28 protein-coding genes are annotated in these 24681 nt (G+C 40.0%); all 28 read left to right on the forward strand.

Annotated elements, in window-relative coordinates; genetic code table 11:
* The 28 genes from fliJ (at window position 1) to PaeCFBP13512_RS09525 (ending at window position 24655) form a co-directional block, all read left to right on the forward strand.
* Window positions 1-444 carry a flagellar export protein FliJ gene (fliJ, locus tag PaeCFBP13512_RS09390; protein WP_069327382.1) on the forward strand — a complete coding sequence of 148 codons (444 nt, stop codon included), beginning with the start codon at window positions 1-3 and terminating at the stop codon, window positions 442-444.
* A gap of 69 nt (window positions 445-513) precedes the next feature.
* Window positions 514-1389: a MotE family protein gene (locus PaeCFBP13512_RS09395; protein WP_161594246.1), complete on the forward strand. Its 876-nt coding sequence runs from the start codon at window positions 514-516 to the stop codon at window positions 1387-1389.
* 97 nt (window positions 1390-1486) lie between these two features.
* Entirely contained in the window at window positions 1487-2944 is a 1458-nt protein-coding gene (locus PaeCFBP13512_RS09400; protein WP_137222706.1) for a flagellar hook-length control protein FliK, read from the forward strand.
* Window positions 2945-2964: 20 nt separating this feature from the next.
* On the forward strand, window positions 2965-3696 hold the full coding sequence (locus PaeCFBP13512_RS09405) for a flagellar hook capping FlgD N-terminal domain-containing protein (protein WP_241669337.1): 732 nt from the start codon (window positions 2965-2967) through the stop codon (window positions 3694-3696).
* Window positions 3693-4073, forward strand: a complete 381-nt coding sequence (locus tag PaeCFBP13512_RS09410) for a TIGR02530 family flagellar biosynthesis protein (RefSeq protein ID WP_137222708.1) — start codon at window positions 3693-3695, stop codon at window positions 4071-4073. The genes PaeCFBP13512_RS09405 and PaeCFBP13512_RS09410 overlap by 4 nt, the downstream gene beginning before the upstream one ends.
* A gap of 95 nt (window positions 4074-4168) precedes the next feature.
* On the forward strand, window positions 4169-4984 hold the full coding sequence (flgG, locus tag PaeCFBP13512_RS09415) for a flagellar basal body rod protein FlgG (protein ID WP_137222710.1): 816 nt from the start codon (window positions 4169-4171) through the stop codon (window positions 4982-4984).
* Window positions 4985-5063: 79 nt separating this feature from the next.
* The gene (locus PaeCFBP13512_RS09420) at window positions 5064-5288 is read left to right on the forward strand and encodes a flagellar FlbD family protein (protein ID WP_069327376.1); all 225 of its coding nucleotides are present in this window, start codon (window positions 5064-5066) and stop codon (window positions 5286-5288) included.
* Window positions 5285-5767: a flagellar basal body-associated FliL family protein gene (locus PaeCFBP13512_RS09425; protein WP_069327375.1), complete on the forward strand. Its 483-nt coding sequence runs from the start codon at window positions 5285-5287 to the stop codon at window positions 5765-5767. Before PaeCFBP13512_RS09420 ends, PaeCFBP13512_RS09425 begins: the two co-directional genes overlap by 4 nt.
* Window positions 5768-5820: 53 nt before the next feature.
* Entirely contained in the window at window positions 5821-6819 is a 999-nt protein-coding gene (gene fliM / locus PaeCFBP13512_RS09430) for a flagellar motor switch protein FliM (RefSeq protein WP_069327374.1), read from the forward strand.
* Entirely contained in the window at window positions 6809-8119 is a 1311-nt protein-coding gene (gene fliY / locus PaeCFBP13512_RS09435) for a flagellar motor switch phosphatase FliY (protein WP_137222712.1), read from the forward strand. The genes fliM and fliY overlap by 11 nt, the downstream gene beginning before the upstream one ends.
* Window positions 8120-8146: 27 nt before the next feature.
* The gene (locus PaeCFBP13512_RS09440; protein WP_069327372.1) at window positions 8147-8512 is read left to right on the forward strand and encodes a response regulator; all 366 of its coding nucleotides are present in this window, start codon (window positions 8147-8149) and stop codon (window positions 8510-8512) included.
* Between the two features lie 12 nt (window positions 8513-8524).
* On the forward strand, window positions 8525-9055 hold the full coding sequence (locus tag PaeCFBP13512_RS09445; RefSeq protein ID WP_069327371.1) for a flagellar biosynthetic protein FliO: 531 nt from the start codon (window positions 8525-8527) through the stop codon (window positions 9053-9055).
* On the forward strand, window positions 9052-9819 hold the full coding sequence (gene fliP, locus PaeCFBP13512_RS09450) for a flagellar type III secretion system pore protein FliP (RefSeq protein ID WP_137222714.1): 768 nt from the start codon (window positions 9052-9054) through the stop codon (window positions 9817-9819). Before PaeCFBP13512_RS09445 ends, fliP begins: the two co-directional genes overlap by 4 nt.
* Before the next feature lie 37 nt (window positions 9820-9856).
* On the forward strand, window positions 9857-10126 hold the full coding sequence (fliQ, locus tag PaeCFBP13512_RS09455) for a flagellar biosynthesis protein FliQ (protein ID WP_069327369.1): 270 nt from the start codon (window positions 9857-9859) through the stop codon (window positions 10124-10126).
* Window positions 10127-10137: 11 nt separating this feature from the next.
* On the forward strand, window positions 10138-10929 hold the full coding sequence (gene fliR, locus PaeCFBP13512_RS09460) for a flagellar biosynthetic protein FliR (RefSeq protein ID WP_137222717.1): 792 nt from the start codon (window positions 10138-10140) through the stop codon (window positions 10927-10929).
* A gap of 25 nt (window positions 10930-10954) precedes the next feature.
* The gene (flhB, locus tag PaeCFBP13512_RS09465; RefSeq protein ID WP_137222719.1) at window positions 10955-12043 is read left to right on the forward strand and encodes a flagellar biosynthesis protein FlhB; all 1089 of its coding nucleotides are present in this window, start codon (window positions 10955-10957) and stop codon (window positions 12041-12043) included.
* Between the two features lie 27 nt (window positions 12044-12070).
* The gene (gene flhA, locus PaeCFBP13512_RS09470) at window positions 12071-14104 is read left to right on the forward strand and encodes a flagellar biosynthesis protein FlhA (RefSeq protein ID WP_069327366.1); all 2034 of its coding nucleotides are present in this window, start codon (window positions 12071-12073) and stop codon (window positions 14102-14104) included.
* Window positions 14101-15444 carry a flagellar biosynthesis protein FlhF gene (flhF, locus tag PaeCFBP13512_RS09475; protein WP_137222721.1) on the forward strand — a complete coding sequence of 448 codons (1344 nt, stop codon included), beginning with the start codon at window positions 14101-14103 and terminating at the stop codon, window positions 15442-15444. Before flhA ends, flhF begins: the two co-directional genes overlap by 4 nt.
* Complete coding sequence (locus tag PaeCFBP13512_RS09480) at window positions 15441-16325, forward strand: MinD/ParA family protein (protein WP_069327364.1); 885 nt, start codon at window positions 15441-15443, stop codon at window positions 16323-16325. The genes flhF and PaeCFBP13512_RS09480 overlap by 4 nt, the downstream gene beginning before the upstream one ends.
* 25 nt (window positions 16326-16350) lie before the next feature.
* Complete coding sequence (locus PaeCFBP13512_RS09485; RefSeq protein ID WP_137222723.1) at window positions 16351-17868, forward strand: protein-glutamate methylesterase/protein-glutamine glutaminase; 1518 nt, start codon at window positions 16351-16353, stop codon at window positions 17866-17868.
* A 44-nt stretch (window positions 17869-17912) separates the two neighbouring features.
* Window positions 17913-20009 (forward strand): chemotaxis protein CheA, encoded by a 2097-nt coding sequence (locus PaeCFBP13512_RS09490; RefSeq protein WP_137222725.1) that lies wholly within the window; start codon window positions 17913-17915, stop codon window positions 20007-20009.
* Between the two features lie 28 nt (window positions 20010-20037).
* Complete coding sequence (locus tag PaeCFBP13512_RS09495; RefSeq protein ID WP_069327361.1) at window positions 20038-20499, forward strand: chemotaxis protein CheW; 462 nt, start codon at window positions 20038-20040, stop codon at window positions 20497-20499.
* 4 nt (window positions 20500-20503) lie between these two features.
* Entirely contained in the window at window positions 20504-21130 is a 627-nt protein-coding gene (locus PaeCFBP13512_RS09500; protein WP_069327360.1) for a chemotaxis protein CheC, read from the forward strand.
* On the forward strand, window positions 21123-21620 hold the full coding sequence (locus PaeCFBP13512_RS09505; RefSeq protein WP_069327359.1) for a chemotaxis protein CheD: 498 nt from the start codon (window positions 21123-21125) through the stop codon (window positions 21618-21620). Before PaeCFBP13512_RS09500 ends, PaeCFBP13512_RS09505 begins: the two co-directional genes overlap by 8 nt.
* Window positions 21621-21623: 3 nt before the next feature.
* Window positions 21624-22073 (forward strand): hypothetical protein, encoded by a 450-nt coding sequence (locus PaeCFBP13512_RS09510; RefSeq protein WP_069327358.1) that lies wholly within the window; start codon window positions 21624-21626, stop codon window positions 22071-22073.
* Between the two features lie 15 nt (window positions 22074-22088).
* Entirely contained in the window at window positions 22089-22877 is a 789-nt protein-coding gene (locus tag PaeCFBP13512_RS09515) for a FliA/WhiG family RNA polymerase sigma factor (protein ID WP_069327357.1), read from the forward strand.
* 34 nt (window positions 22878-22911) lie between these two features.
* Entirely contained in the window at window positions 22912-24318 is a 1407-nt protein-coding gene (locus PaeCFBP13512_RS09520; RefSeq protein WP_069327356.1) for a DUF342 domain-containing protein, read from the forward strand.
* A 25-nt stretch (window positions 24319-24343) separates the two neighbouring features.
* A complete protein-coding gene (locus PaeCFBP13512_RS09525) occupies window positions 24344-24655 on the forward strand; it encodes a hypothetical protein (protein ID WP_069327355.1) in 312 nt (103 codons plus the stop codon).
* The last annotated feature ends 26 nt before the right edge of the window (window positions 24656-24681 follow it).

A 24681-nucleotide genomic window follows, 5' to 3' on the forward strand; every position in this document is an offset into this window, starting at 1 on the left:
ATGAAATTCCAGTATACTTTTCAAAAAGTTGTTGATATCAAATCGAGTGCAAAGAACCAGGCAGAATGGCTATTATCTTCAGCACTGGGAGAACTACAAGCACAGGAACAAACATTAGATCAACTGCTGGAAGATCAAGGCCGCACGTTGGAAATGATTAATCAAGCGATTGAAAATAGAGCGCCTATTTCTGAATTGCAAGATTTACAACGTTATGTCGTTTATCTCGATCAATGTATCTCACGCAAAATTATCGATATTCGTGAAGCTCAGGTAGAAGTGGAGCACAAAAAACTTCATTTAACTGAAAAAATGGTTGATGAAAAAGTGTGGTTACAAGCCAAAGATAAAGCAAAGACTAAATTTACTCATGAACATATGGTTCGTGAGCAAAATGATCTCGACGAAATGGCTACAGTGCGTTATGTAATGAACTCCAAGTAATATATACACCAATTGATACCAGTATGACGCTAATTAGAATTAAGTATGTTTGGCTCAAGGAGGTTTACCGTGGCGAAGAAAAGTCCAGAAATGGAAGTGGAAAAGGAATCAGGTGGAATGGGAAGATTCCTTTTTATTGCAACTCCAATTCTGTTTACCCTTGTATTAGTAGGCGTAATCGTTATGTTATTCAACGTAGATTTACGTAAAAGTATGTTTAATACACTAGACCAAATTCCTATAGTGAAAAATTGGGTGCCTTCTGCCGATAAAGAAAGTAGTACAACAGCAAGTGCGACTCAAACTGAAAGCAACGATGCAACCGTCAAAGCATTAAAAGAAAAATTGGATGCAGCAAATGTGGTAAATACAAAACAACAAACAACTATCAACACACTAGAAGAAGAGAAAAAAACTAAAGAATTGGCGGATGCTACTGCGGCAGCCGCGGGTACAGCTCCACCTACTGGATATCAAAAACAGATCAAAAATCTTTCTAAAGTCTATGCTGAGATGAGCTCTTCTAAAGCAGCAGCGATTATGCAAGTCATGACTACAGATGAACAGGTTTTGATTTTAAATGAAATGAATGCTACGGATCAAGCAGGTATCTTGCAAAAAATGGATCCTAAAATAGCAGCAGAAACATCTTTGGCTTTGAGAAATGCCAAACCAACACCTGCGAATGCGCCTACTGTAGCGACGACACCAGCGTCTACTTCTAGTACAAAATTAGATGCAGAAGCGATGGCTCAGACATTTACAAGTATGCCAGCAAGCAGTGCAGCAACATTGTTATTACAAACAGCTAAAGTGAGTCAGACTAAAGTGCTTCAAATTTTGAATACAATGGATGATTCTACACGTTCTAGTATTTTGGCTGCAATGTCTACAACAGATCCTACAGGCACTGCACAGATCGTCAATAAATTGTTAGGTAACTAATGATGAATAGAGTCGGAAGCATTTCCTATTGTGTCGATATAGGTCACAGTTGGGAAGTCTGTCTTATTAACCTTTTCCTTAAAGGAGGTGATAATAAATGAGTATGATACTTCAAAACTTATTAGGTAATGCGGGCGCAATGACGGCAACCAAAGCATCAGGTACGAATGTTACTTCGGCTCCAGGCTTTAATCAAGCTCTTGTACAGGTAATGGGAGTAAATGGTACACCAACTAATCCATTAGTAGAAACGGCTTCTGGAATTATGGGTACTGCTGCTTCTTTATTAGAAACACTACAGGCGATGATTTCTGGTGGACAACAATCTACTGATGTCACAGGTGATGGAACAAATGGGGAACAAGTGGAGAAAGTAGGTAAGCTTCTAGACGATCTACTAGACAAACTGCAAGATATGGATCAAGCCATTACAACAGATCCTGCTCTTGTTCAATCTTTACAAGGTTGGTTGACACAAGTTCAACAAGTTTTATCAGGTTCTTCAGAATCAACATCTCCAACAGAAGGAACAGATGCACAAGACGTAACAGCTTCTAACGTTTTGGATACAGCACAATCCGCTATGAACAATCTGGCTAAAAACCCAGAAACACTTCGATTTGCAGTAGCAGATGCTGTGACACAAATTGTAGATACTTTACAAGCTGTCAAAAATGGTACACAAGCAGCTAATCCTGAACTAGAACAATTGCTTACAGGACTACAAACGATGTTGCAAAAAGCGAGTACTCAAACACCTGATGCAGTGACAACTTCTGTAAATAATCAAGGAGCTATCATTACAGCCCCTAAAGATGAAGCGAAAGCAAATACAGCGGCACAGATCACAGTAGTAGATGAAACGAAGAAAGCTGCTGAACAAGGTGCAGTACAAAGCATTATTCAAAATGCTGCAAAAGATGCTAGTGGTGAGCAAGGAGCTGCGTCTGATCAAGCGGATGAGCAACCTGAACCAGTTGTAATGACAGTAGGACAATTTGCAATGCGTGCGGAAGCCGTACCTAATGCAAAAGTTGTAGTACCAACAACAACTGTGAATATTCAGAACTTTCCAGATGAAATGAGTAAATTTATCGTTAATAAATTAGATGTCCAACAATTCAAAGATATCTCTGAAGCAACCATTTCATTGAATCCTGAAAACTTGGGTAAAGTGGATGTCAAAATTACAATACAAAACGGTCAAGTCTTAGCTCAATTTATTACTGAAAAGCATATGGCAAAAGATATGTTGGATCAACAAATGTCTCAATTACGCTCAGCGCTTCAATCTCAAGGACTTCAAGTTGAAAAGCTAGAGGTAACACAAAGTTCTTCATTGCAATCTCAAATGTATAATGGCGGACAGGGATTTGGTTCGAGTGCAGGTCAACAGCAGTCTGGACGACGTTCTAATGGACGAGAAGAACAGAATGATGATGCAATCCTTGCAGCTGAATTGAATGGTGAGTTGAAAGAATGGCGTGAAGAAACAAAAGCCGCTACAGCATCGAGCACAGTCAACTATGGTAGCACTTATGTAGCTAAGGCATAAACGAACGGAGGTGAATTTAATTGGCAGATGCAATTTCAACATCCAATATGTGGCCTAATTACTCTGCAAGTAATGTAAAGAAAGCAGCCGAAACAAACAAAAGCGAGTTAGGTAAAGATCAGTTTCTAACGATTCTAGTCGCTCAATTAAAAAACCAGGATCCAATGTCTCCAATGGAAAACACTGAATTTATCGGACAGATGGCTCAGTTCTCCTCATTAGAACAGTTGATCAACATCGGTAAAAAAATTGATTCTGTAGGTTCATCTGTAGATAGTTCACTAGGAGCTTCTTCCCAATTGATCGGTAAAAAAATCACTTGGCCTGAAGAAAAAACAGATAGTGCAACAGGTGAGAAAACAACAACATATCAATCCGGAGTTGTAGGATCGATTGTTATGAAAGCTGGCGTGCAATATGCGCAGGTAGGAGAAAATGCTGTTCCGCTTAGTATTATTGCTATGGTAGAAGCAGCTAATGCAACGACAACACCAGCCAAACCTGATACGGCTACAACGACACCGGCGCCAACAACACCATCAGGCGTAACAGAGACACCAACAGCACCAGTAGAAACAACAACACCGGCAACAACGACTGAACCAGCTGCAACAGTGCCTACGCCTACCACTGAAGAAACGTCTACTGAATCTTCAGGAGAACAAGCAGGTACACCTACAGGAGCAACACAGACAACACCAGAGCCTGTAACGGATACACCAACACCGGCCAGTGAAGAAGGTTCATCATGAGTGGTCCTATCCAAGTAGGTCAGTTATATCCGACTAATCTCAATTCCGGTCTACTGGGACGTACCAAAAATGTAAACAATGAAACGTCAACATCTGACTTTCAAAATATTTTAGATAACAAATTACTAAAGTTCAGCAATCATGCTTCTAAACGATTAGAGCAACGAGGAATCGAACTTAGTGCAGATCAGTTGAAAAGTGTTAATCAGGCTATAGATAAAGCCGCTGCAAAAGGGTCCAAAGAATCGCTGATTCTGATGCAAAACAATGTCGCTTTAATAGTGAATGTACCCAATCGGACCGTTGTTACCGCCATGGATGGCAAATCAATGAAAGATAACGTTTTTACTCAAATCGACAGTGCTGTAATTATTTGATTGCTGACTTGGACCATTATTGGAAAGTCAGGAGACTAGCCGACCGACTGAAGCAGTCTCATCCCACTAATTGAACATCCATAGGAGGAAACACAATGTTAAGATCTTTATATTCAGGAATTTCAGGTATGAAAGGCTTTCAAACTAAATTAGATGTTATTGGTAATAATATTGCCAATGTAAATACAGTAGGTTTTAAACAATCTCGCGTAATGTTCCAAGATATTTTGAGTCAAACGGTTAAAGGAACTTCAGCGCCTACAGATACAGCTGGTGGTGTAAATGCTCAACAGATCGGTTTAGGTTCATCAGTATCTTCTATCGATACTCTTCACTTAGCAGGTAGTGCACAAACAACAAATAACCCTACAGACTTACGTCTAGATGGTGATGGATTCTTCGCTGTTAAATTGACTGAAGAGCAAGAAGTACCTTATCTAACACGTGCTGGTGACTTCCATGTAGATGCTAACCGTAACCTTGTCACTTCAGATGGAGCTTTTGTAGTCGATAGTGACGGCGCTCCTGTAGTTGTTGGAGAAGAAGCAACTTCATTTACGATTCAGCAAAATGGTCAATTATTATACACATTGGCAGATGGCACAACAGCTACAGGTCAGACTTTAGCAGTTGCTAAAGTAACTAACCCTGAAGGTTTGGAAAAAATCGGAGGTAGCTTGTATCGTGTAACACCAAATGCGATTTTAGATGGAGAAATTACTCTAACTACAGCAAATAATGCTGAAACGGGTACTGGTGCAATCGTAGCAGGTCAGCTTGAAATGTCTAACGTTGATTTAACAAGTGAATTTACAGAAATGATCGTCGCTCAACGTGGTTTCCAAGCGAACTCTCGTATTATTACGACTTCTGATTCTATTCTTGAAGAAATTGTTAACTTGAAACGATAATTAATGAAAGGTTCGAGAAGGATGATATTATCCTTCTCATCCTTTTGCTGTATAAGGACATTTTTTGAGGAGGGGCAAAATGATCCCTGTAACAAGATTAAATGGTTCGCCAATGTGGCTTAATTCACTCTTAATCGAGATGATCGAAGAAACACCTGATACGTATGTCACATTAACTACAGGCAAACGAATTATCGTTTTAGAAAAAGCAGACCAATTAAACAAACTCATCCACGAATACAACAAAAGTATAGGCACATTAACAGGAACTATTAAAGTGCAGCATATGGAGGAATTATCATGAAAAAGTTACTACCTTGGCTCGTTAGCGGGGTATTGGCAGTAGGATTAATCGGTGTAGTAGCCTATTTCTTAATGGGAAATATGTTCGGAGAGAAAGAACCCGTAAGTGCTGCCGCCGCAGCTGCTGCTGAAAAAGAAGCCTTGTCTAAAATGACAGCTTCTGAAATAGCCGAGGTCTCTTCAACAATAGACGATATCAAAACAAACTTGGGTGATCCTTCATACGTAGTTAATATGAGTTTCTCCTTCCAACTTCAAGATGGTAAAACAAAAGAGGCTTTTGAATTGATCAAAGATTTGAAAGTAAAACCATTGATCATCAAAACACTTGCTGATACGAACCCTGATGCATTAAATGGAGCAAAAGGAAAAGATGCTCTAAATGACAAGTTACTCAAATTGATTAACAGTTCTCTTCCAGAAGATGGAGGTAAAGTCGTAGATATTGAGATCACTAATTTTATTGTAAGTGCGATTTAATTTTGGAATAAGATGATCCTCATTACAAATAAACTAGCAAGGGGGGTGAGATTATGGTAGATGTATTATCCCAAAATGAGATAGATGCTCTTTTAGCAGCACTTTCTTCTGGTGAGATGGATGCAGAAGAACTGAAAAAAGAGGATACACAGAAAAAGGTTAGAGCATATGATTTTAAACGGGCTGTCCGTTTTTCTAAAGATCATATTCGAAGTTTGACAAGGATTCACGAGAACTTTGCCAGATATCTGACAACCTATTTTTCTGCTCAACTTCGTACTTTTGTTCAAATTAGTGTGGTACAGGTAGAACAACTTCCGTATGATGAGTTTATTCGTTCTATTCCTAAAATGACGATACTTAATATATTTGAAGCTGAACCGCTTGAAGGTCGAATGGTCATGGAAGTTCATCCTAATATTGCTTATGCAATGCTAGATCGTTTGCTTGGTGGTGTAGGGAATGCTCCTTCTAAAATAAACGCGTTGACAGAGATCGAGACGACAATTATTGAGCGAGTATTTAGCCGTACATTCGATAGTTTGCAAGAAGCTTGGAAAACGGTGATCGATCTTACACCGCGAATGGAAGCATTAGAGACGAATCCACAATTTATGCAGATTGTCTCACCCAATGAAACGATAGCCTTGATCTCACTAAGTACCAAAATCGGTGACACGACAGGGATGATCAACTTATGTATTCCTCACGTGGTTATTGAGCCGATTATGACGAAGTTATCTGCGCATCACTGGTTCGTTTCTCAGAAGAAAGAGCCTGCTCCAGAAGAAGTAGAAGCTCTACAACATCGTGTGAATCGTGCTACATTACCTGTTATTGCTGAGTTAGGAGAATCTAATTTATCGATTCAGGAGTTTATCGGCTTATCTATAGGTGATGTGATTTCACTGAACAAGCCTGTACATGATGCACTATCGATCAAAATAGGAAATAAAGTTAAATTTATTGGCAGTCCGGGAACAGTAAAAGACCGGGTAGCTATTCAGATTGATGAAATTGTGAGTGAAGGAGTGGAAGAATTTGACGAGTAAGGATTATTTGTCACAAGAAGAAATCGACGCTTTGCTTAAGCAGTCTGCAAGCGATGAAGATACTTCTTCGTCATCGTCTGTCAAAACGGTGGACGACTTTTTGACTCCTATGGAGCAGGATGCTCTTGGTGAGATTGGTAATATTACTTTCGGTAGTGCAGCAACAGCATTATCTACACTACTTGGACAAAAGGTAGATATTACAACTCCTCAAGTAGGAATTATTACACGTCCTGAGTTTGAAAATGAGTTCCCTAAACCTCATGTTGCTGTTCATGTTGAATATGTAGATGGATTTCAAGGGATAAATTCATTAGTGATTCAAAAAAGAGATGCACAAGTAATCGCCGATCTGATGTTAGGTGGCGAAGGAGAACCAAAAGACGAAGAGTTGAATGAGATTCATATCAGTGCGGTTCAAGAAGCAATGAATCAAATGATGGGTTCCTCAGCAACATCGATGTCGACTATTTTTAACCGTTTTGTTAATATTTCACCACCAGGAATTGATATCCTTGATGTAAGTAATGATCAAGGGGTAACGATGTTGCCTAATGATGAGACCTTAATCAAAATTTCATTCCGACTTTTGATTGGTGATTTGATTGATTCTACAATTATGCAATTGTTAACAGTCGAATTTGCTAAATATATGGTAGATATATTAATTAATGGAGGTGCTGAAGAAACAGTAGCCGAACCAGAAGTTCCAGTCGCACCAGCACCTACGGCTGCCGTACCACCTCAACAGGCTCCACAGCAACCTATGGCACCGCCTAATATGCCACAACCAGGTATGCCGGGTATGCAACCGGATTATAGCCAACAGCCTCCATACGGAGCGCCAGAACAGCCATATCCGCCTTACCCACCGTATCCGCAATATCCACCAGGGTATGGGATGCCACCACAGGCTTACCCGCCTCAGGCTTATCCACCACAGGCTCCACAGCATTATGGTGGTATGGCTGGAAGAGAGGTTAATGTTCAACCTGTTCAATTTGCAAACTTCCAATCACCGTCTGTGACGAACATGGATGAAAATAATTTGAACTTATTGATGGACATACCGCTCAAAGTAACCGTAGAATTAGGTAGGACCCAAAAGCAAATTAAAGATATCCTCGAATTGTCTCAGGGCGCAATCATTGAACTAGACAAATTGGCAGGTGAACCGGTAGACATCCTTGTAAATAACAAACTGATTGCTAAAGGCGAAGTTGTTGTTATTGATGAAAACTTTGGTGTTCGTGTTACGGATATCATCAGCCAATGGGACCGCATTCAAAAAATACAATAATGATCATTTAGGGAGGATTTTAAATCAATGGCAAACCGAATTCTTATCGTGGACGATGCAGCTTTTATGAGAATGATGATTCGCGACATTTTGAGTAAAAACGGATATGAAGTAGTGGGGGAAGCACAAGATGGCTCACAAGCTATCGAGAAATTTAAAGAATTGCGTCCTGATTTAATTACTATGGATATCACAATGCCTGAAATGGACGGTATCGCTGCTCTTAAAGAAATCAAAAAGCTGGATGCAGCTGCAAAAGTAATTATGTGCTCTGCGATGGGTCAACAAGCAATGGTTATTGATGCAATTCAAGCGGGAGCTAAAGATTTTATCGTTAAACCCTTCCAAGCTGACCGTGTTATCGAAGCAATTAGCAAAACGCTTGGCGTGTAGGAGATTATTCCCATGTCAGGTGAAACAGCCACAATGGGAGGAACAGGCGATTATTTCCTAAGCATAGTCTGGGTTATAATCGTCTTGGCTGTAATTATAGCCCTTATCATTTTACTACTTAAATTTCTTGGTCGTAAAAGTCAAACCTGGTTATCACGTCGTGCGATACGCACGATCGGCGGGGTAGCGATGGGGCCAAATAAATCATTACAAGTTATAGAAATTGGTAGCAGTATATATTTGGTAGGTGTTGGAGATGATATCACATTAGTGGATAAAATTTCTGATCCTGAAGAAGCTATGCTGATTATCCGTTCATTTCAAACAGAAGCAGTGGAGCAGAAAAATATTCTTTCTCCACTAATCTCCAAAATCAGTGCAAGATTTCGTCCAAAATCGGATGTGCAAGAAGAGGAACTGGGAGAAACTGAAGCTTTTCAAGAAGTATTTGAAAGCAAGCTTCGCCAAATTCCTAATCGTAAACAGAAGATGGAAGAGCTGATGAAGGAGGAAAACTCTACAGATCGGTCGAGGGATTCATGAAAAAAAAGCTGATTATAACGCTCGTACTGCTTTTTATCGTTAGTCTGACATCTGTAAGTTCAGCATTTGCCACTGCCGATCCGATACCTAATATTGATATTCAGATCGGCAATGATAGTGGCTCAGGAGATGCAGCACCAGCAACTAGCTCGTTATCTATCCTGTTGCTGCTTACCGTTATAAGTGTTGCGCCAGCATTCTTAGTCTTAATGACTAGCTTTACCCGTATTGTTATTGTGCTCAGCTTTGTCCGGACTGCGCTCGGGACTAACCAGATGCCTCCTAACCAGGTATTGGTGGGGCTGGCTTTATTTTTAACTATTTTTATAATGTCGCCGGTATTATCGACAATGAACCAAACAGCTCTTCAACCTTATTTAAAAGGTAGTATTACACAGACTGAGGCGTTGAAAGCTGCTGAAATACCGATTAAAGAATTTATGTTTAAACATACACGTGAAAAAGATTTAATTCTTTTCCTCAATTACACTGGTGCAGAAAAACCTAGCAATATCCAAGATATTCCGCTTACGGTTATGGTGCCTTCTTACGCGATCAGTGAATTGAAAACAGCTTTTCAAATGGGCTTTATGATTTTCATACCTTTTCTAGTTATTGATATTGTGGTCGCCAGTGTACTTATGGCCATGGGTATGATGATGCTGCCGCCAGTAATGATTTCATTACCGTTTAAAATTTTACTGTTCGTTCTTGTAGACGGATGGTATTTGGTCGTTAAGTCCCTCTTACTCAGCTTCAATTAGCGTAGTCAGAGATGTTCCTTATTAAAGGAGGTTAATCATGAGTTCGGAGTTTATCATCGGGATGGCGGGACAGGCAGTGTATACAGTACTCAAAGTCAGCGCACCGATGCTTGTACTTGGACTTGTAGTAGGTCTGTTAGTGAGTATTTTTCAGGCTACTACGCAAATTCAGGAGCAAACGCTTGCCTTTGTACCTAAGATTGTGGCTGTTATGCTTGCACTTCTGCTATTCGGTCCATGGATACTGAGTGTTCTAGTAGATTACACGTATAATATTCTCGACAATTTATACAAATATGTCGGTTAGGCTGATTGCTTATGGAGATGTTACAGCAAAGTTTTCCTGTTTTTTTGCTTGTTTTTTGTCGAATGATTGCTTTTTTTGTAGTTTCACCCATCTTTTCATCAAGAGGAGTGCCAAATACATTTAAAGTAGGCATCGCCTTTTTTATATCCCTTTTAATTTTTTTGATCAAAAATACCACAGTAACTGTATCAGAAAGTCCAGAAATTTATATCCTACTTGTTATAAGAGAAGTCATGATTGGATTAATGCTTGGTTATGTTGCTTATTTGATGTTTACTGTTATACAAATGGCTGGTGCGTTTATTGATATTCAAACAGGTTTTGGTATCGCTAGTGTACTAGATCCGTTAACAGGCGCATCTGCACCTTTGTTAGGTAATTTGAAGTATATGATTGCGATTTTATTGTTCTTAAGTATGAATGGTCATCATTACTTGATCCAGTCCGTCCTTTACAGTTATGACTGGATTCCGATTGATTCCGAGATCATGAGTAAAATGATGGATGGTTCGATTAGTGAATTTCTTATTCGAACATTCAGTAATTCATTTTTAATAGCTTTTCAAATGGCTGCACCTATTGTAGTAGCTATGTTCTTAACAGATGTAGGACTCGGATTCTTAGCACGTAGTGCACCTCAGTTCAATATTTTTGTTATCGGTGTACCGGTGAAGATTATTCTTGGACTCTTCATGTTAATGCTGTTAACTCCAAGCTTTGGCTATCTGTTCGAACATGTTTTTGCTCAACTATTTCAAGCGATGCAATCGTTATTAAAAGTAGTAGGTAACAGACCACAATAAACTTCGTGTAGAAGGAGGTTGTGAATTGGCATTCAGATTACGGATCAATCTGCAATTATTTTCTGGAGAAAAAACAGAAGAAGCCACATCTCAGAAAAAGCAAGAAACGCGTAAAAAAGGTCAAGTTGCTAAAAGTATGGATATACCCGGTTCTGCGGTATTGCTAGGTGGATTATTTTCTTTGATGATGTTTAGCAGTTTTTTTATGAAACGAATCGAATGGCTGTTCACAGATTCTTTTCTACATCGTTTAACAATGGATGTTACGGTTTCTAATATTATGCAGATGCTTGGTCAATATGCGATACAGATTATGATGTTGGTTTCACCTGTATTCGGAGTTGTTGTTGTACTTGGATTAGTCGCTAATTATGCACAGGTTGGCTTTTTGCTAGTCGGAGAGCCTATACAGCCTAAGTTTAGTAAACTTGATCCGATTAAAGGATTTAAAAATATTGCTTCTATGCGTTCAGTCGTAGAATTTTTGAAATCAATACTCAAACTCTCGGTCATCGGGTATCTGGTTTATCAGACATTGTCTGGTGCTTCTCATGAATTATCCAAAACAGCTTATATGTCTGTTGAAGCCATTCTTCACTATACGGCTGGATTAACAATGAGCTTGGGCATAAAAGTAGGTGTTGCTTTACTTGTACTTGCTATCTTTGATTATATGTATCAGCGATATGAGCATAATAAAGGAATACGGATGTCCAAACAAGATATTAAAGATGAATATAAAAAGGTGGAAGGGGATCCGTTGATAAAAGGGAAAATTCGCGAAAGACAGCGCCGTATGGCGATGCAGCGAATGATGCAGGACGTTCCCAATGCTGACGTTATTATTACCAACCCGACTCACTTTGCAGTAGCTTTGAAATATGACAATGGTCAGATGGCTGCTCCACAAGTGGTGGCGAAAGGTCAAGATTACGTCGCCCTGCGAATAAGAGAACTTGCCAAGCAACATGGTGTTGTCGTGATGGAAAACAAACCGCTCGCAAGAGCATTGTTTGCTAGATCAGAAATAGGAGATTCTATTCCTGGTGATCTTTTTCAAGCGGTAGCAGAAGTTCTTGCTTATGTGTACAAGATGAAAGGTAAAAACAAGTAAACCAGGGGATCGGAGGGCTGGATAGCATTGAAAACTAAAGATTTGGTTGTGCTTGCGGGTGTCATAGGAATTATTATGATGATGATTCTTCCGATCCCGACATGGCTACTCGATGTATTGCTGATTGTAAATATTTCCCTGGCAATGATTATTCTTTTGATTGCAATGAATACAAAAGAAGCACTGGAATTTTCTATCTTCCCGGCTATGTTGCTCATAACCACATTATTCCGGCTAGCTTTGAATATATCTACAACAAAATTGATTTTGGGACAAGGGGATGCAGGTTCAGTTGTTGCTACATTTGGTAGCTGGATTGCAGGTGGACAAATCGCTATTGGATTTGTTGTTTTCCTTATTCTCGTCGTTGTACAATTTATCGTTATCACTAAAGGTTCTGAACGGGTAGCAGAGGTTGGAGCACGTTTTACGCTCGATGCTATGCCTGGTAAGCAAATGAGTATTGATGCGGATCTAAATGCAGGTCTAATCAATGAACATCAAGCTAGAGAACGTCGTAGCAAAATCGAACGTGAAGCCGATTTCTACGGAGCGATGGATGGTGCAAGTAAATTTGTAAAAGGGGATGCTATTGCGAGTATTATCATCCTCTTAATTAATCTAATTGGTGGATTTATTATTGGGATGACTGTTCACGGAATGCCATTCGCTGAAGCACTTTCAACGTATTCTGTTTTAACTATTGGTGATGGTCTAGTCAGTCAGATTCCAGCATTACTGATTTCAACAGCTGCGGGTCTAATTGTTACAAGAGCTTCTTCTGAAGGTAACTTGGCAGACGATATTACAGCACAACTATTCTCCTATCCAAAATTGTTATATATCGTAGCAGGCGTAATTACACTGTTAGGTATTTTTACACCGATTCACTTTTTAACTACATTCCCTCTAGCGATTCTGTTAGTATTCGCTGCTCGGAAGATGCAGTCTAATCTTGACTTAAAAGTAGTCGAAGCCGAACAGCAACAAGAAGAACAACAGATCGAAGAAGTACGTAGTCCTGAAAGTGTTATCAACTTATTGCAGATCGATCCGATTGAGTTCGAATTTGGATATGGTCTGATTCCTCTGGCTGATACACAGCAAGGTGGCGATTTACTAGATCGTATTATTATGATTCGTCGTCAATGCGCACTTGAACTAGGTCTTGTGGTACCTGTTATCCGTATTCGGGATAATATTCAATTAAAACCAAATGAATATGTCATCAAAATTAAAGGAAATGTGGTAGGTGGTGGTGAATTACTACTAAATCACTATCTCGCTATGAGTCCTGGGTTTGATGATGATTCAATTACAGGAATAGAGACTTTAGAACCAGCCTTTGGTCTGCCAGCTTTGTGGATTGATGAATTAACCAAAGAACGTGCTGAATTATCTGGATACACTGTGGTTGATCCACCTTCAGTTGTTGCTACACATTTAACTGAACTGATCAAAAAACATTGTCATGAACTACTAGGTCGTCAAGAAACAAGAGCATTGATTGACAACTTGCGCGAGAATTATCCTGTGCTTGTAGATGACTTGATTCCTTCGGTGTTAGCAGTAGGAGATATCCAAAAAGTATTCGTGAAATTACTAAGAGAAAAAATTTCTATACGGGATATGGTTACAATATTCGAGACACTTGCCGATTATGGAACATATACCAAAGATCCAGATGTATTAACTGAATATGTACGTCAAGCTCTATCCCGACAAATTACGCAGCAATTTACAAGCCAGGGTGAAACACTACGTGTGATTACAGTAGGACCTAATCTGGAGAAAAAGATTGCCGAAAGTGTACAGCAATCTGAACAAGGAAGTTATCTGGCACTTGATCCGGTATCGACCCAGTCGATGTATCAGAAGATGAATGAGCAAGTGAATCGTCTTTTGCAAATGGGACAACAACCGATCGTGTTGACTTCGCCAGCTATACGCATGTATCTGCGTCAAGTGATTGAACGCACGATGCAGGATATTCCAGTTCTTTCTTACAGTGAACTTGAACCTAACGTTGAAATTCAAAGTGTCGGGGTGGTGAACTTATGAGGGTAAAACGATATATCGTTGATACAATGCCCGATGCGATGTTAAAAATTCGAACTGATCTTGGTAGCGATGCAGTTATTTTAAGTACCAAAGAACTTAAAACAGGCGGCTTTCTAGGGATGTTTCAGAAAAAGAAGATTGAAGTGATTGCAGCCGTAGAGAAAGAACAAGCTGTTGAACCAGTAAAAGCACAGCCGGAGATTAATATTCCGGCTGCGGTGCCTAAACGTGTAGTACCAGACGCCTATCGTAAATCAAGTGAAGCTTTTGCTGAATCGATGCGACAAGCATTAGCAGGAGAACCAACCGATTCAGCTGAAGGTAACTCGGTAGCTTCAACACCATTCTCGGCTCCACTGGAACCAAGCATTTCAGACCAAGCCCAATCTTCTTTACGTCATGTTCCATTCGTTGCTGAACAGCCAGTGTATAAGGCTCCAGAATCTAATGGTGCAAGTCAATCGGATCAACAAGACAAATTGTTTGAAGAATTACGTGAAATGAAAAAAATGATGGCTGACTTAAGTCGTGAAAAAGAAATGGCGACGTTACCAACATCATTGATTGAAATCGCAGACCGTCTTAAAAAGCAAGGATTAGATCAAGAATTGCTTGATTCATGGTTAAGTGAAGCTATGGGACAATTTCCAGCTCCAGAATTAATTACCAATGTCGATGCCAAAGCAGCTATGAAGTTTCAGATCGAACAGTTTACGCAATCACGCATCGGTGGTGGGATTGATCCGGCTACCAAAATTGTATATGTCGCAGGTCCTACAGGTGTAGGAAAGACTACTACAATCGCTAAGCTGGCTGCTGAACAGTTATTTAAGTATAAACGTAAAGTAGGTCTTATTACTTCGGATACGTACCGTATATCGGCGGTAGAGCAGCTTAGAACGTATGCCTCTATTTTAGGAGTACCTTTAGAAGTGGTTCAATCTCCTGGAGATTTGCAGCGCTCACTACAACGTTTAGCTGAATGTGATCTGATTTTGATGGATACAGCGGGTCGTAATTACCGTAATGAATTACTGGTATCTGAATTACAAAGCTTATTAGCTCCATTGGAAAATAGTGAAACGTATCTGGTTTTATCTTTTACTTCCAAAACAGAAGATATGAGAACGATCACAGAACATTTTAGTAAGTATCCATTGGACAAAGTGATCTTTACCAAAGCAGACGAGACAGGAAGTTATGGTGCTTTGTTCAATCTTCTTCAGGAATATCCATTGCGACTCTCTTATATGACCAATGGACAGAATGTACCTGACGATCTATTGATGCCAAGTCCAGACTTTCTTGCCAATCTATTGCTTGGAGATATATTGCCATGATGGACCAAGCCCAATCACTAAGAAATTTGATGTCGTCCAAAACGGTGCAGGCTCCTAAATCAGAACCACGTAGTGCGAAGTTTATCACGATCACTAGCGGTAAAGGTGGAGTAGGCAAATCCAATTTCACGCTTAATTTTGCACTTGCTCTTCAACGGCTCGGGCGAAAAGTGTTGGTATTTGATGCAGATATTGGAATGGCGAATATCGATGTACTGATGGGTGTACGATCTAAGTTTAACTTGTCTCATCTACTTAGTGGAGAGAAACAGATCAATGAGATTATTGAAAAGGGAGCAGGATCATTACCTTATATCGCTGGTGGATCCGGGCTAACCTCATTGTTCTCTTTATCCGATAAAGATTTAATCTACTTTACAGACCAGATTCAAAAAGTAGCAACAGATATGGATTATATTCTGTTTGACACTGGAGCAGGTTTGTCGAAAGAAACACTACAATTTATCATGTCAGCTGACGAATGTATTGTAGTAACGACACCAGAACCAACTTCGATTACAGATGCGTATGCATTGATCAAAGTGGTTCACGGAATGGAAGAAGATGTTTCTTTCAAATTAGTCGTGAATCGAGCTGAAAGTGAAAAAGAAGCAGTACAGACTTCAGATAAAATTAGATTGGTTACCAGTCGCTTTCTGAACTTAGAAATTCCTCTCTTGGGATTTGTAAGCGATGATTCTCATGTGAGTCAATCCGTAAAAAAACAAGTTCCTTTTTCAATCTACTCTCCTGGATGTATTGCATCCAAAGACATTCAAAATTTGGCTCAACGTTATATGGTTGCACCAAACGCAAGTCCAGAAGGAACCTTAACAGGAATCAAAGGATTTATGCAAAAATGGCTTAAACGTACTAAATGATTCTGTAGGGAACAGAGGTGCTGATATGACAACTTATAAAATATTAGTTGTTGACGATTCTCCTTTTATGAGAAAAATCATTTCGGATTTAATTGAGACAGATCCTCTGTTTCACGTGATAGATACTGCAAATAACGGGCGTGAAGCTGCTAAAAAAGTAGTCGAACTTAAACCCGATGTTGTTACAATGGATGTAGAAATGCCAGAAATGAATGGGCTAGAAGCACTAAAAATTATAATGTCTCAGCGTCCTCTGCCGATAATTATGTTATCAGGCATTAATGAGCAGGGTATGCGTGAAACAATTATGGCTTTGGAAAATGGTGCTTTTGACTTTATTCGTAAGCCTTCGGTCAGTAATTCGCAGGATATTGAAGAGGTTGGGCAACAGCTACGAAGACAACTTCATACCGCTGTTCATGCACTGGAAAGAAACCGCAAAAGAGCTGAACAAAAAAACATGGCGGCTGACGTTGCTCCGTCGCCATATCTGCAAGACAGTCAAGAGCTGCAAGAAGAAGGCAAACAACCTTCAACAGAACCTCAGGCAGCACCTTCTGAGAAAAAAACATCTAAACGTGACATTGATAAACGTCTGGAACAAGGTCGTCCAGAACGGTTTCAGGTCAAACCAGCATCGCCAACACCGAATACAACTGCACGTCCTTCACGTCCAGAAGTAACAACAGACAAGCAAGCACAAGACAAACGTCCTGTAGCACCTAAGCCTGCGGACCCGCGTCATGTGTCTAAGCCTTCCTTTGTTACTGGAACACCGGTTAAAAAGCAACCGGAGATACCGACTAAGCCTGTTCGTGAAGAAGAACCGAAACGCACCAAACCAGTGGTTACTCCACCGGCGGCTTCTTCTTTCAAAAAAGAAATCGAAAAACCAGTAGCACCTGTTTCACCATCAATGTCTACTCCGGCTGTAAATCGCCCAGCAGGCGTTGAACGCAATACAGCTCCTTGGCGTCAGTTGGTAGCAGTTGGATGCTCTACCGGCGGTCCTAGAGCGCTTAAAAGCTTATTAGAAAATATCCCGGCTAACTTTCCTGCTCCGATTGTGATTGTTCAGCATATGCCGCCGAATTTTACACGATCTCTGGCACAGCGTTTGAACAGTTTAAGTCGTATTACTGTCGTTGAAGCAGAACAGGGAATGGTTCTTCAAGCAGGTACAGCTTATATTGCTCCTGGCGGTTATCATATGACTGTCGCTCGCAATCAAGGAAGTTACCGGATACAGCTTACACAAGAACCACCACGTAATGGACATCGCCCTTCAGTGGATACGCTTTTTGCCTCTATCCAACCTTTTACCGAGCTACAGCGTCATGCTGTATTAATGACAGGTATGGGAAGCGATGGCGCAAGAGAAATGAAAAATTTATATGATAGCGGTATAAACTCTACAATCGCAGAAAACGAAGATACCTGTGTAGTGTACGGAATGCCGCGGTCGGCCGTAGAGCTTGGATGTGTCAATCACCTCCTGCCATTGCCGGAAATTGCGCCTAAACTTATACAAATCGTTAAATAGTTTACAACAAGCTATATGCTATCTTATGGAGGAGGTGTCTCACGGTGGACATGAATCAATATCTAAACATGTTTATTGATGAGTCGAACGATCATCTACAATCGTTGAACGAAAAAATGCTGGAATTGGAAAGCAGCCCGGCTGACCTTGGGATCGTCCAAGTTATTTTCCGCTCAGCACATACACTTAAAGGTATGGCAGCAACAATGGGTTTTGAAGATTTAGCAGCACTAACGCACCAAATGGAAAATGTACTTGATTTGGTACGTAATGAAAAATTAGCAATGCAAGAATTTATTTTTGATACATTGTTTAAAAGTTTGGATGCTTTGGAATCAATGGTTCAAGATATTACACAAGGCGGAGAAGGTAAAGCAGATGTAACCGCAATCGTAGAATCATTACAAGCGATTGTACGTGGAGACATGGCACCAGCTGCATCTAAAGCAGTATCTGCTACACCAACATCATCAACACCAGCTGAAATTGTTCAAGAGAGCAAAGGAATCCAATTGGATGAGTTCCAACAATCTGTTATTGAACAATCGATGTCTGAAGGTCATCAAGCGCTTTACCTTGAAGTCTTTATTCGTGAAGATTGTCAACTAAAAGCGGTTCGTGCCTATATGGTGTTTGATATGTTAGAGCGTTTCGGTGAAGTTATCAAATCTGAACCTTCTACACAAGATATCGAACAGGATAAATTTGATCGTAGCTTCTCTCTGTATTACATCACGCAAAAAGATGAAGCTGAACTCAAAACGATGATCCTCGGCGTATCTGAGATTGAAAATGTAACGATGACACGCTTGGATGCAGAATCGTTGAGAGAAATGTCTGCTACAGCAGCTAAATCATCTCCAATTTCTTCTGAAATCTTGCCTGTAGAAACGGCATCTGTTGCTTCAGCTCCAGTCGTTGAAGAAGCTAAAGTCGCAGCAGCGCCACCAGCTGCACCGAAAGCGGCTGCCAAAGTAGCGGTTGCTGCTCCATCTCGTACAATCCGTGTAGATATCGATCGCTTGGATGTTCTTATGAACTTGTTCAGCGAATTGCTTATTGACCGTGTACGTCTAGAACAGCTTGCAAGTGAAGTGAAAGTACCTGCACTAACAGATGCTGTAGAGCATATGGGTCGTGTAAGTAGTGATTTGCAAAATATCGTACTCAAATTGAGAATGGTTCCGGTAGATACTGTATTTAACCGTTTCCCTCGTATGGTACGTGATTTGGCTAAATCATTAGACAAAAAATTAGACTTAATTATCACAGGTGCTGAAACAGAGCTAGACCGCACAGTTATTGATGAAATCGGTGATCCACTGGTTCATTTACTGCGTAACTCAGTTGACCACGGTGTTGAGCCTATTGCAGATCGTATTGCAGCAGGTAAAGATGAGACAGGCGTTGTCAAACTAAGCGCATTTCATAGTGGTAATCATGTATTTATTGAGATTGAGGATGATGGACGTGGAATCTACCGCGACAAAATTCTTCAAAGTGCAATCAAAAAAGGCGTCGTAACTCAAGAGCAATCTGTTACGATGAAAGATGAAGAAGTATATCAACTTCTTTTCGCACCAGGATTCAGTACAGCTGAAGTGATCTCTGATATTTCTGGACGTGGTGTTGGTCTAGACGTGGTTAAATCCAAAATTTCATCACTTGGCGGACATGTAACTGTGTACTCCACACCAGGTAAAGGAACCAAGTTCTCTGTACAACTTCCATTGACATTGTCTATTATTTCAGCGATGTTGATTCGTGTAGGTTCAGAGAAATATGCGATTCCATTAACTTCAATTGTGGAAACAGGTATTATCAAATCCAAACAGGTACGTGATTTGCATGGTAGTCAATTAATTCCTTATCGTGAAACGCATATTCCGTTACTTTCATTGAGCCGTGTATTCGAAGTTCCAGACTTTGATGAGCGTGAAGAAGAAGAAACAGAAATTGTCGTAATCCGTAAAGGTGACAAACTAGCAGCACTAGCTGTTGAGAACTTTATTGGTCAAAACGAAATCGTACTGAAAAGCTTGGGCAAATATCTTCCAGATATTCAAGGGGTTTCAGGAGCAACGATTCTTGGGGATGGCCAAGTGGCTTTGATTATTGATCCGAACGCATTTATCAAGTGATGTAGTTTATAACAAGGAGGATTTACCCATGGCAGAAGATATAAAAGTTATCGTTTTTAAGCTTGCAAAAGAAGAATACGGTATTGAAGTAGATAAAGTACAAACGATTGAACGTATGTTACCAATTACACGTGTACCGAAAACATTTGATTTTGTAAAAGGTGTTATCAATTTACGTGGTGTTGTTATTCCGGTTATTGACCTTCGTGGACGTTTTAACCTTCCGGAAAATGAATATAACGATCAAACACGTATTATCATTGTAGACGTAGATACCACTCAAGTTGGATTTATCGTTGATTCTGCTAATGATGTAGTGGATCTAGATCGTGGTCGTATTGAGAAACCGCCTGAAGTTGTAGGTGGAGTGAAAGCTAGATATCTTGATGGAGTTGCTAAGCTGGACGAAGAACGGCTGCTGATTATGCTTAACCTTGCTGAAGTCTTGAACCGAAGCGAAGTCAGTCAACTAGAAAATATCGAGGACTAAACTTATGAACCTTTTTGATGATCTTGAAGGGTTCAAAATGGATGTTCTAAAAGAAGTGGGAAACATAGGGGCAGGCAATGCAGCCACTGCCCTTTCCCAACTTTTAGATAAACCGATTGATATGGCAGTGCCTAAAGTGCAGATTTTACCTTTTGAAAAGATTGCGGATAAAGTTGGAGGACCTGAACAAATCGTACTTGCTGTTTTCTTTCGTGTAGAAGGTGAAGCACCAGGGAATTTGTTCTTTATTCTAACTCCTGAAGCGGGTAAAGGATTACTTCATCGTTTAGCAGGAATTGAAGCAAGTGAAGAAGAGTTTTTCAACGAAATGGAACAATCTGCATTATCTGAGATTGGAAATATTTTGGCAGGCTCGTATCTATCTTCATTAGCTGATTTCACACAACTTTCAATGACACCGACTGTTCCTGGCTTAGCAATGGATATGGCGGGTGCTATTTTAAATTATGGTCTGATCCAATTCGGTGAAATGGGCGACGATGCACTGTTGATCGATACGACTTTCTTAGAAGGAAAAGAAGAAGTGGAAGGGCAGTTTTTCTTGATTCCGGACCCTGAATCTTTTGATAAAATTTTTAAATCATTAGGAGTTCCATTGACTGATGATTGAAGAGCAAAACATTGTTAAAGTGGGTATGGCGGATTTAAACGTCGTGAAAACATCCGGAATTATTCGAACGACGGGACTTGGTTCTTGTGTGGGCCTAACGCTATATGACAAAAACATTCAACTTGCAGGGATGGCTCATGTGATGCTTCCTTCATCGGATATTGCTAGAGACGGACAATTGAATATAGCCAAATATGCAGATACAGCACTTCCAGAACTTGTTCGCAAAATGACAGCGTTGGGTGCTTCGCGCTCACGAATCGTTGCTAAAATGGCTGGCGGTGCTCAAATGTTTAACTTTTCTAGTGGTGGTGATCACATGCGAATTGGTCCTCGCAATGTGGAAGCGTGTAAATTGTTTTTAGAAGAATACAAAATTCCATTGTTAGCTGAGGATACTGGCGCTAATTACGGACGAACGATAGAAATGGATTGTATTTCTGGGATTTTGTTCATAAGAAGCGTACAAATGGGTAAGAAGGAATTATAGCCTATGGTAGGGAATATTAAAATTAATCTCTGGTTAGGCTTAATCGGTTTTTTGATTACCTTTTTTGCTTCTATCGAAAACAATTTATGGACCACTAGCTTATTTAGAGGCGTTTTAGGATTTGCATTATGGTTTTTCCTGGCATTCGTGCTGCGCTTTGTTCTTGGGATTCTAGCCAATCCTGCAGGTGCAGCCACGAATAAGCCTTCTACTCCAACTTCTTCGGAAAATGGACAACCTGATTCTTCCGTAGATGATCCAAGCAGAGGGGGCCAATTTGATGTAGTAACGCCTGATCAAGATCAGGAGTTAAGCGATTTGCTAACACCGAAACCAACAGACACAGTGGACAAGGGTGGCTTTGCACCTCTTAATCCGCCAAAACTGGTTTCAAATAAGCAACAAGATCCGGAGGAAATGGCGAAGGCTGTTCGTCACCTGACACAAAAGTAAGGAGGGTGAAAGCAATTGAGCGAGCAAAAGGCAGCACATCTAAATCACTCAGAATTGTGGGTACAATGGAAGGAGTATGGAAACGTAGAAGCCAAAAAGAAGCTGATTGAAAACTACTATGGCACCGTTGAATATGTTTCCAGCCGCCTTGCAATTGGATTACCCAAAAATGTTTCTAAAGATGATCTGATGAGTAATGGGGTCATGGGTTTAATTGATGCTATTGAAAAGTTTGATTATAAACGTGGACTTCAATTTGAAACGTATGCTTCTTGGAGAGTACGTGGTGCCATATTGGATGGTCTTCGTCAAGGAGATTGGGTTCCAAGATCGGTACGTGAGAAAGCACGCAAAATTGAAGACGCTTATCAGCAACTAGAACAAAAATATCTGCGTTCTGTATCCGATGCAGAGATCAGTAACTATTTGGATATTACGGAAAAAGATTTTCAAAATATGCTTCAAGATGTAGCTGTAATGACGATTACTTCTTTGGAAGATCCTATTCGTGAAGAAGAATCAGAAACAAGAATGTCTTTGATCGTAGATGAGAAAGCCAAAAATCCAGATCGCGCTGTAAACGATTTTGTACTTAAAGAATCGCTTATGAAAGGGATCGAAAAGCTTACCGAGAAAGAGAGAACGGTTGTATCACTGCTCTATTATGAAGACCTATCACTCAGTGAGATTGCTGAAGTCATGTCATTATCACCATCACGAATCTCTCAACTTCATTCCAAAGCTATTCTACGTTTGCGTGGAGCACTGGATAAGCAAAAAGGTCTATTAATGCAAGACATGTGAGACGCCGCTACTTGTATGAAAGGGTGAATTAGGCGTGACCTCTCAATTAGCAATAGACCCATATTTAAAAGTTATCTTTTCTGAAGACAAATCTATCGCTTATCTTGAATTTACAAAGTTTGATGAAGAATTTGAATGCACAGCCGAACAACTGGAGGGATTTTTGCGTACGCAAGGTTTGAGTCATGGGATCGATTCAATGATTTTACAACAAATTTCTAGTCAGCCTGAAGCTTATACTTTGGACAAAGCAATCGTTGCTCAAGGGCAAAAGCCGGTGAATGGAATAGATGGAAGAATTGAATATACCGTATCATTTGATGATGTAGGTAGAAGACCACTTGAAACTCAAGATGGTAAAGTAGATTACAAAGAATTAGTCCAACTTAACAATGTTCGTAAAGGGCAAATGATCGGTAAGAAAATCGATCCATTACCTGGAGAAGATGGAATATCGGTTACAGGTGAACCTATTCCTTACAAACCGGGCAAAGAAGCTCGATTTAAAGTTGGTAAAAATATTGTGTTAAATCCAGAACATACCGTTATTTATGCTGCTTTAGATGGTATGATATCATTGACCGAAAAAAGTAAGATTAATGTATTTCCTGTCTATGAAGTTAACGGAGATATTGATTATCATACAGGTAATATCGACTTTGTAGGTACGGTCGTTATACGTGGTAATGTGCTATCTAATTTTCGTGTCAAAGCATCGGGTGATATTCGTATCGTTGGTGGTGTAGAAGGTGCAGAACTCGAAGCAGGGGGTTCAATCGAAATCACAGGCGGAGTTATCGGTTATCATAAAGGGTTAGTCAAAGCTGCGGTAAATGTGAAAAGCTCATTTATTCAAGATGGAAATGTAGAAGCGGGCGAAGCGGTTATCGTATCTCAAAGTATTATGCATTCCAATGTACGTGCAGGTAAAACGATTGTATGTAATGGACCTAAAGGATTAATAGTAGGTGGACAATTACAAGCAGGTGAAACAGTTGTTGCGCGAACAATCGGAAATAGCAGCTTTACGGTGACTGATATTGAAGTGGGTGTTCTTCCTGAATTACGCAATCAACTGGGTGTACTACGTAAAGAATTAAAAACCCATGTAGAGAATTTGGAAAAAACAGAAAAAGCACTTCATTTATTAGATCAACTTGCTTCTGCTGGACAACTTGGTTCAGATAAATTGGCTTTGCGTATTAAATTATCAGCGACTAAAAAAAGCCAACTGCGTGAACATGATGAAATCAAAGAAAGTATTTGGGAAATCGAAAGAACACTGGAAGAATCGGCGAAAGCTAAAGTTGAAGTCATTCATACTATCTTCGGTGGTTCTAAAGTGGTTATCGGTAGATATACCAAATATATTAAGGATACTTCAGAACGAGTTAGCTTCACATATGATGATGGTGATATTGTGATGGTTTCTAACCATTAATTAACCATAAGGTGGGGTGTTTGAGATGAGCTTACGAAATATTGAATTGCAAATTGCTATTCCTAGAACCAGTGAAGTGGGTAAAATTCAACAAGCACACTTGTTACGTCCGGCGATTGATCAGACTTTACTGGCTGAGCAAATCAATGAGCATACAGAACGTATGCGTAACCGTAGCGGAGAAGTGAACGAGTCGTCCTCTAACTTTATCCATGATGGAGAACCCGGAGAACATCACCATACGGCTAGTGAGCATCATTCTGACGAACACCCTCATCCAGAAGTGAAGCCAGCGGAACATCCTTACAAAGGTAAAAATATCGATTTGTCTTTCTAAAATTTAAACCACACAAAAGGTGAGTT

This window comes from Paenibacillus sp. CFBP13512 (genome assembly GCF_005233705.1).
Lineage (GTDB): Bacteria > Bacillota > Bacilli > Paenibacillales > Paenibacillaceae > Saccharibacillus > Saccharibacillus nuruki.

Bases quoted from the DNA above. Each gene is read 5' to 3' on its own strand.
- fliJ (WP_069327382.1), top strand. From the start codon at position 1: ATGAAATTCCAGTATACTTTTCAAAAAGTTGTTGATATCAAATCGAGT.
- PaeCFBP13512_RS09400 (WP_137222706.1), top strand. From the start codon at position 1,487: ATGAGTATGATACTTCAAAACTTATTAGGTAATGCGGGCGCAATGACG.
- PaeCFBP13512_RS09410 (WP_137222708.1), top strand. From the start codon at position 3,693: ATGAGTGGTCCTATCCAAGTAGGTCAGTTATATCCGACTAATCTCAAT.
- flgG (WP_137222710.1), top strand. From the start codon at position 4,169: ATGTTAAGATCTTTATATTCAGGAATTTCAGGTATGAAAGGCTTTCAA.
- PaeCFBP13512_RS09420 (WP_069327376.1), top strand. From the start codon at position 5,064: ATGATCCCTGTAACAAGATTAAATGGTTCGCCAATGTGGCTTAATTCA.
- PaeCFBP13512_RS09425 (WP_069327375.1), top strand. From the start codon at position 5,285: ATGAAAAAGTTACTACCTTGGCTCGTTAGCGGGGTATTGGCAGTAGGA.
- fliM (WP_069327374.1), top strand. From the start codon at position 5,821: ATGGTAGATGTATTATCCCAAAATGAGATAGATGCTCTTTTAGCAGCA.
- PaeCFBP13512_RS09440 (WP_069327372.1), top strand. From the start codon at position 8,147: ATGGCAAACCGAATTCTTATCGTGGACGATGCAGCTTTTATGAGAATG.
- PaeCFBP13512_RS09445 (WP_069327371.1), top strand. From the start codon at position 8,525: ATGTCAGGTGAAACAGCCACAATGGGAGGAACAGGCGATTATTTCCTA.
- fliP (WP_137222714.1), top strand. From the start codon at position 9,052: ATGAAAAAAAAGCTGATTATAACGCTCGTACTGCTTTTTATCGTTAGT.
- fliQ (WP_069327369.1), top strand. From the start codon at position 9,857: ATGAGTTCGGAGTTTATCATCGGGATGGCGGGACAGGCAGTGTATACA.
- fliR (WP_137222717.1), top strand. From the start codon at position 10,138: ATGGAGATGTTACAGCAAAGTTTTCCTGTTTTTTTGCTTGTTTTTTGT.
- flhF (WP_137222721.1), top strand. From the start codon at position 14,101: ATGAGGGTAAAACGATATATCGTTGATACAATGCCCGATGCGATGTTA.
- PaeCFBP13512_RS09480 (WP_069327364.1), top strand. From the start codon at position 15,441: ATGATGGACCAAGCCCAATCACTAAGAAATTTGATGTCGTCCAAAACG.
- PaeCFBP13512_RS09485 (WP_137222723.1), top strand. From the start codon at position 16,351: ATGACAACTTATAAAATATTAGTTGTTGACGATTCTCCTTTTATGAGA.
- PaeCFBP13512_RS09495 (WP_069327361.1), top strand. From the start codon at position 20,038: ATGGCAGAAGATATAAAAGTTATCGTTTTTAAGCTTGCAAAAGAAGAA.
- PaeCFBP13512_RS09500 (WP_069327360.1), top strand. From the start codon at position 20,504: ATGAACCTTTTTGATGATCTTGAAGGGTTCAAAATGGATGTTCTAAAA.
- PaeCFBP13512_RS09505 (WP_069327359.1), top strand. From the start codon at position 21,123: ATGATTGAAGAGCAAAACATTGTTAAAGTGGGTATGGCGGATTTAAAC.
- PaeCFBP13512_RS09510 (WP_069327358.1), top strand. From the start codon at position 21,624: ATGGTAGGGAATATTAAAATTAATCTCTGGTTAGGCTTAATCGGTTTT.
- PaeCFBP13512_RS09525 (WP_069327355.1), top strand. From the start codon at position 24,344: ATGAGCTTACGAAATATTGAATTGCAAATTGCTATTCCTAGAACCAGT.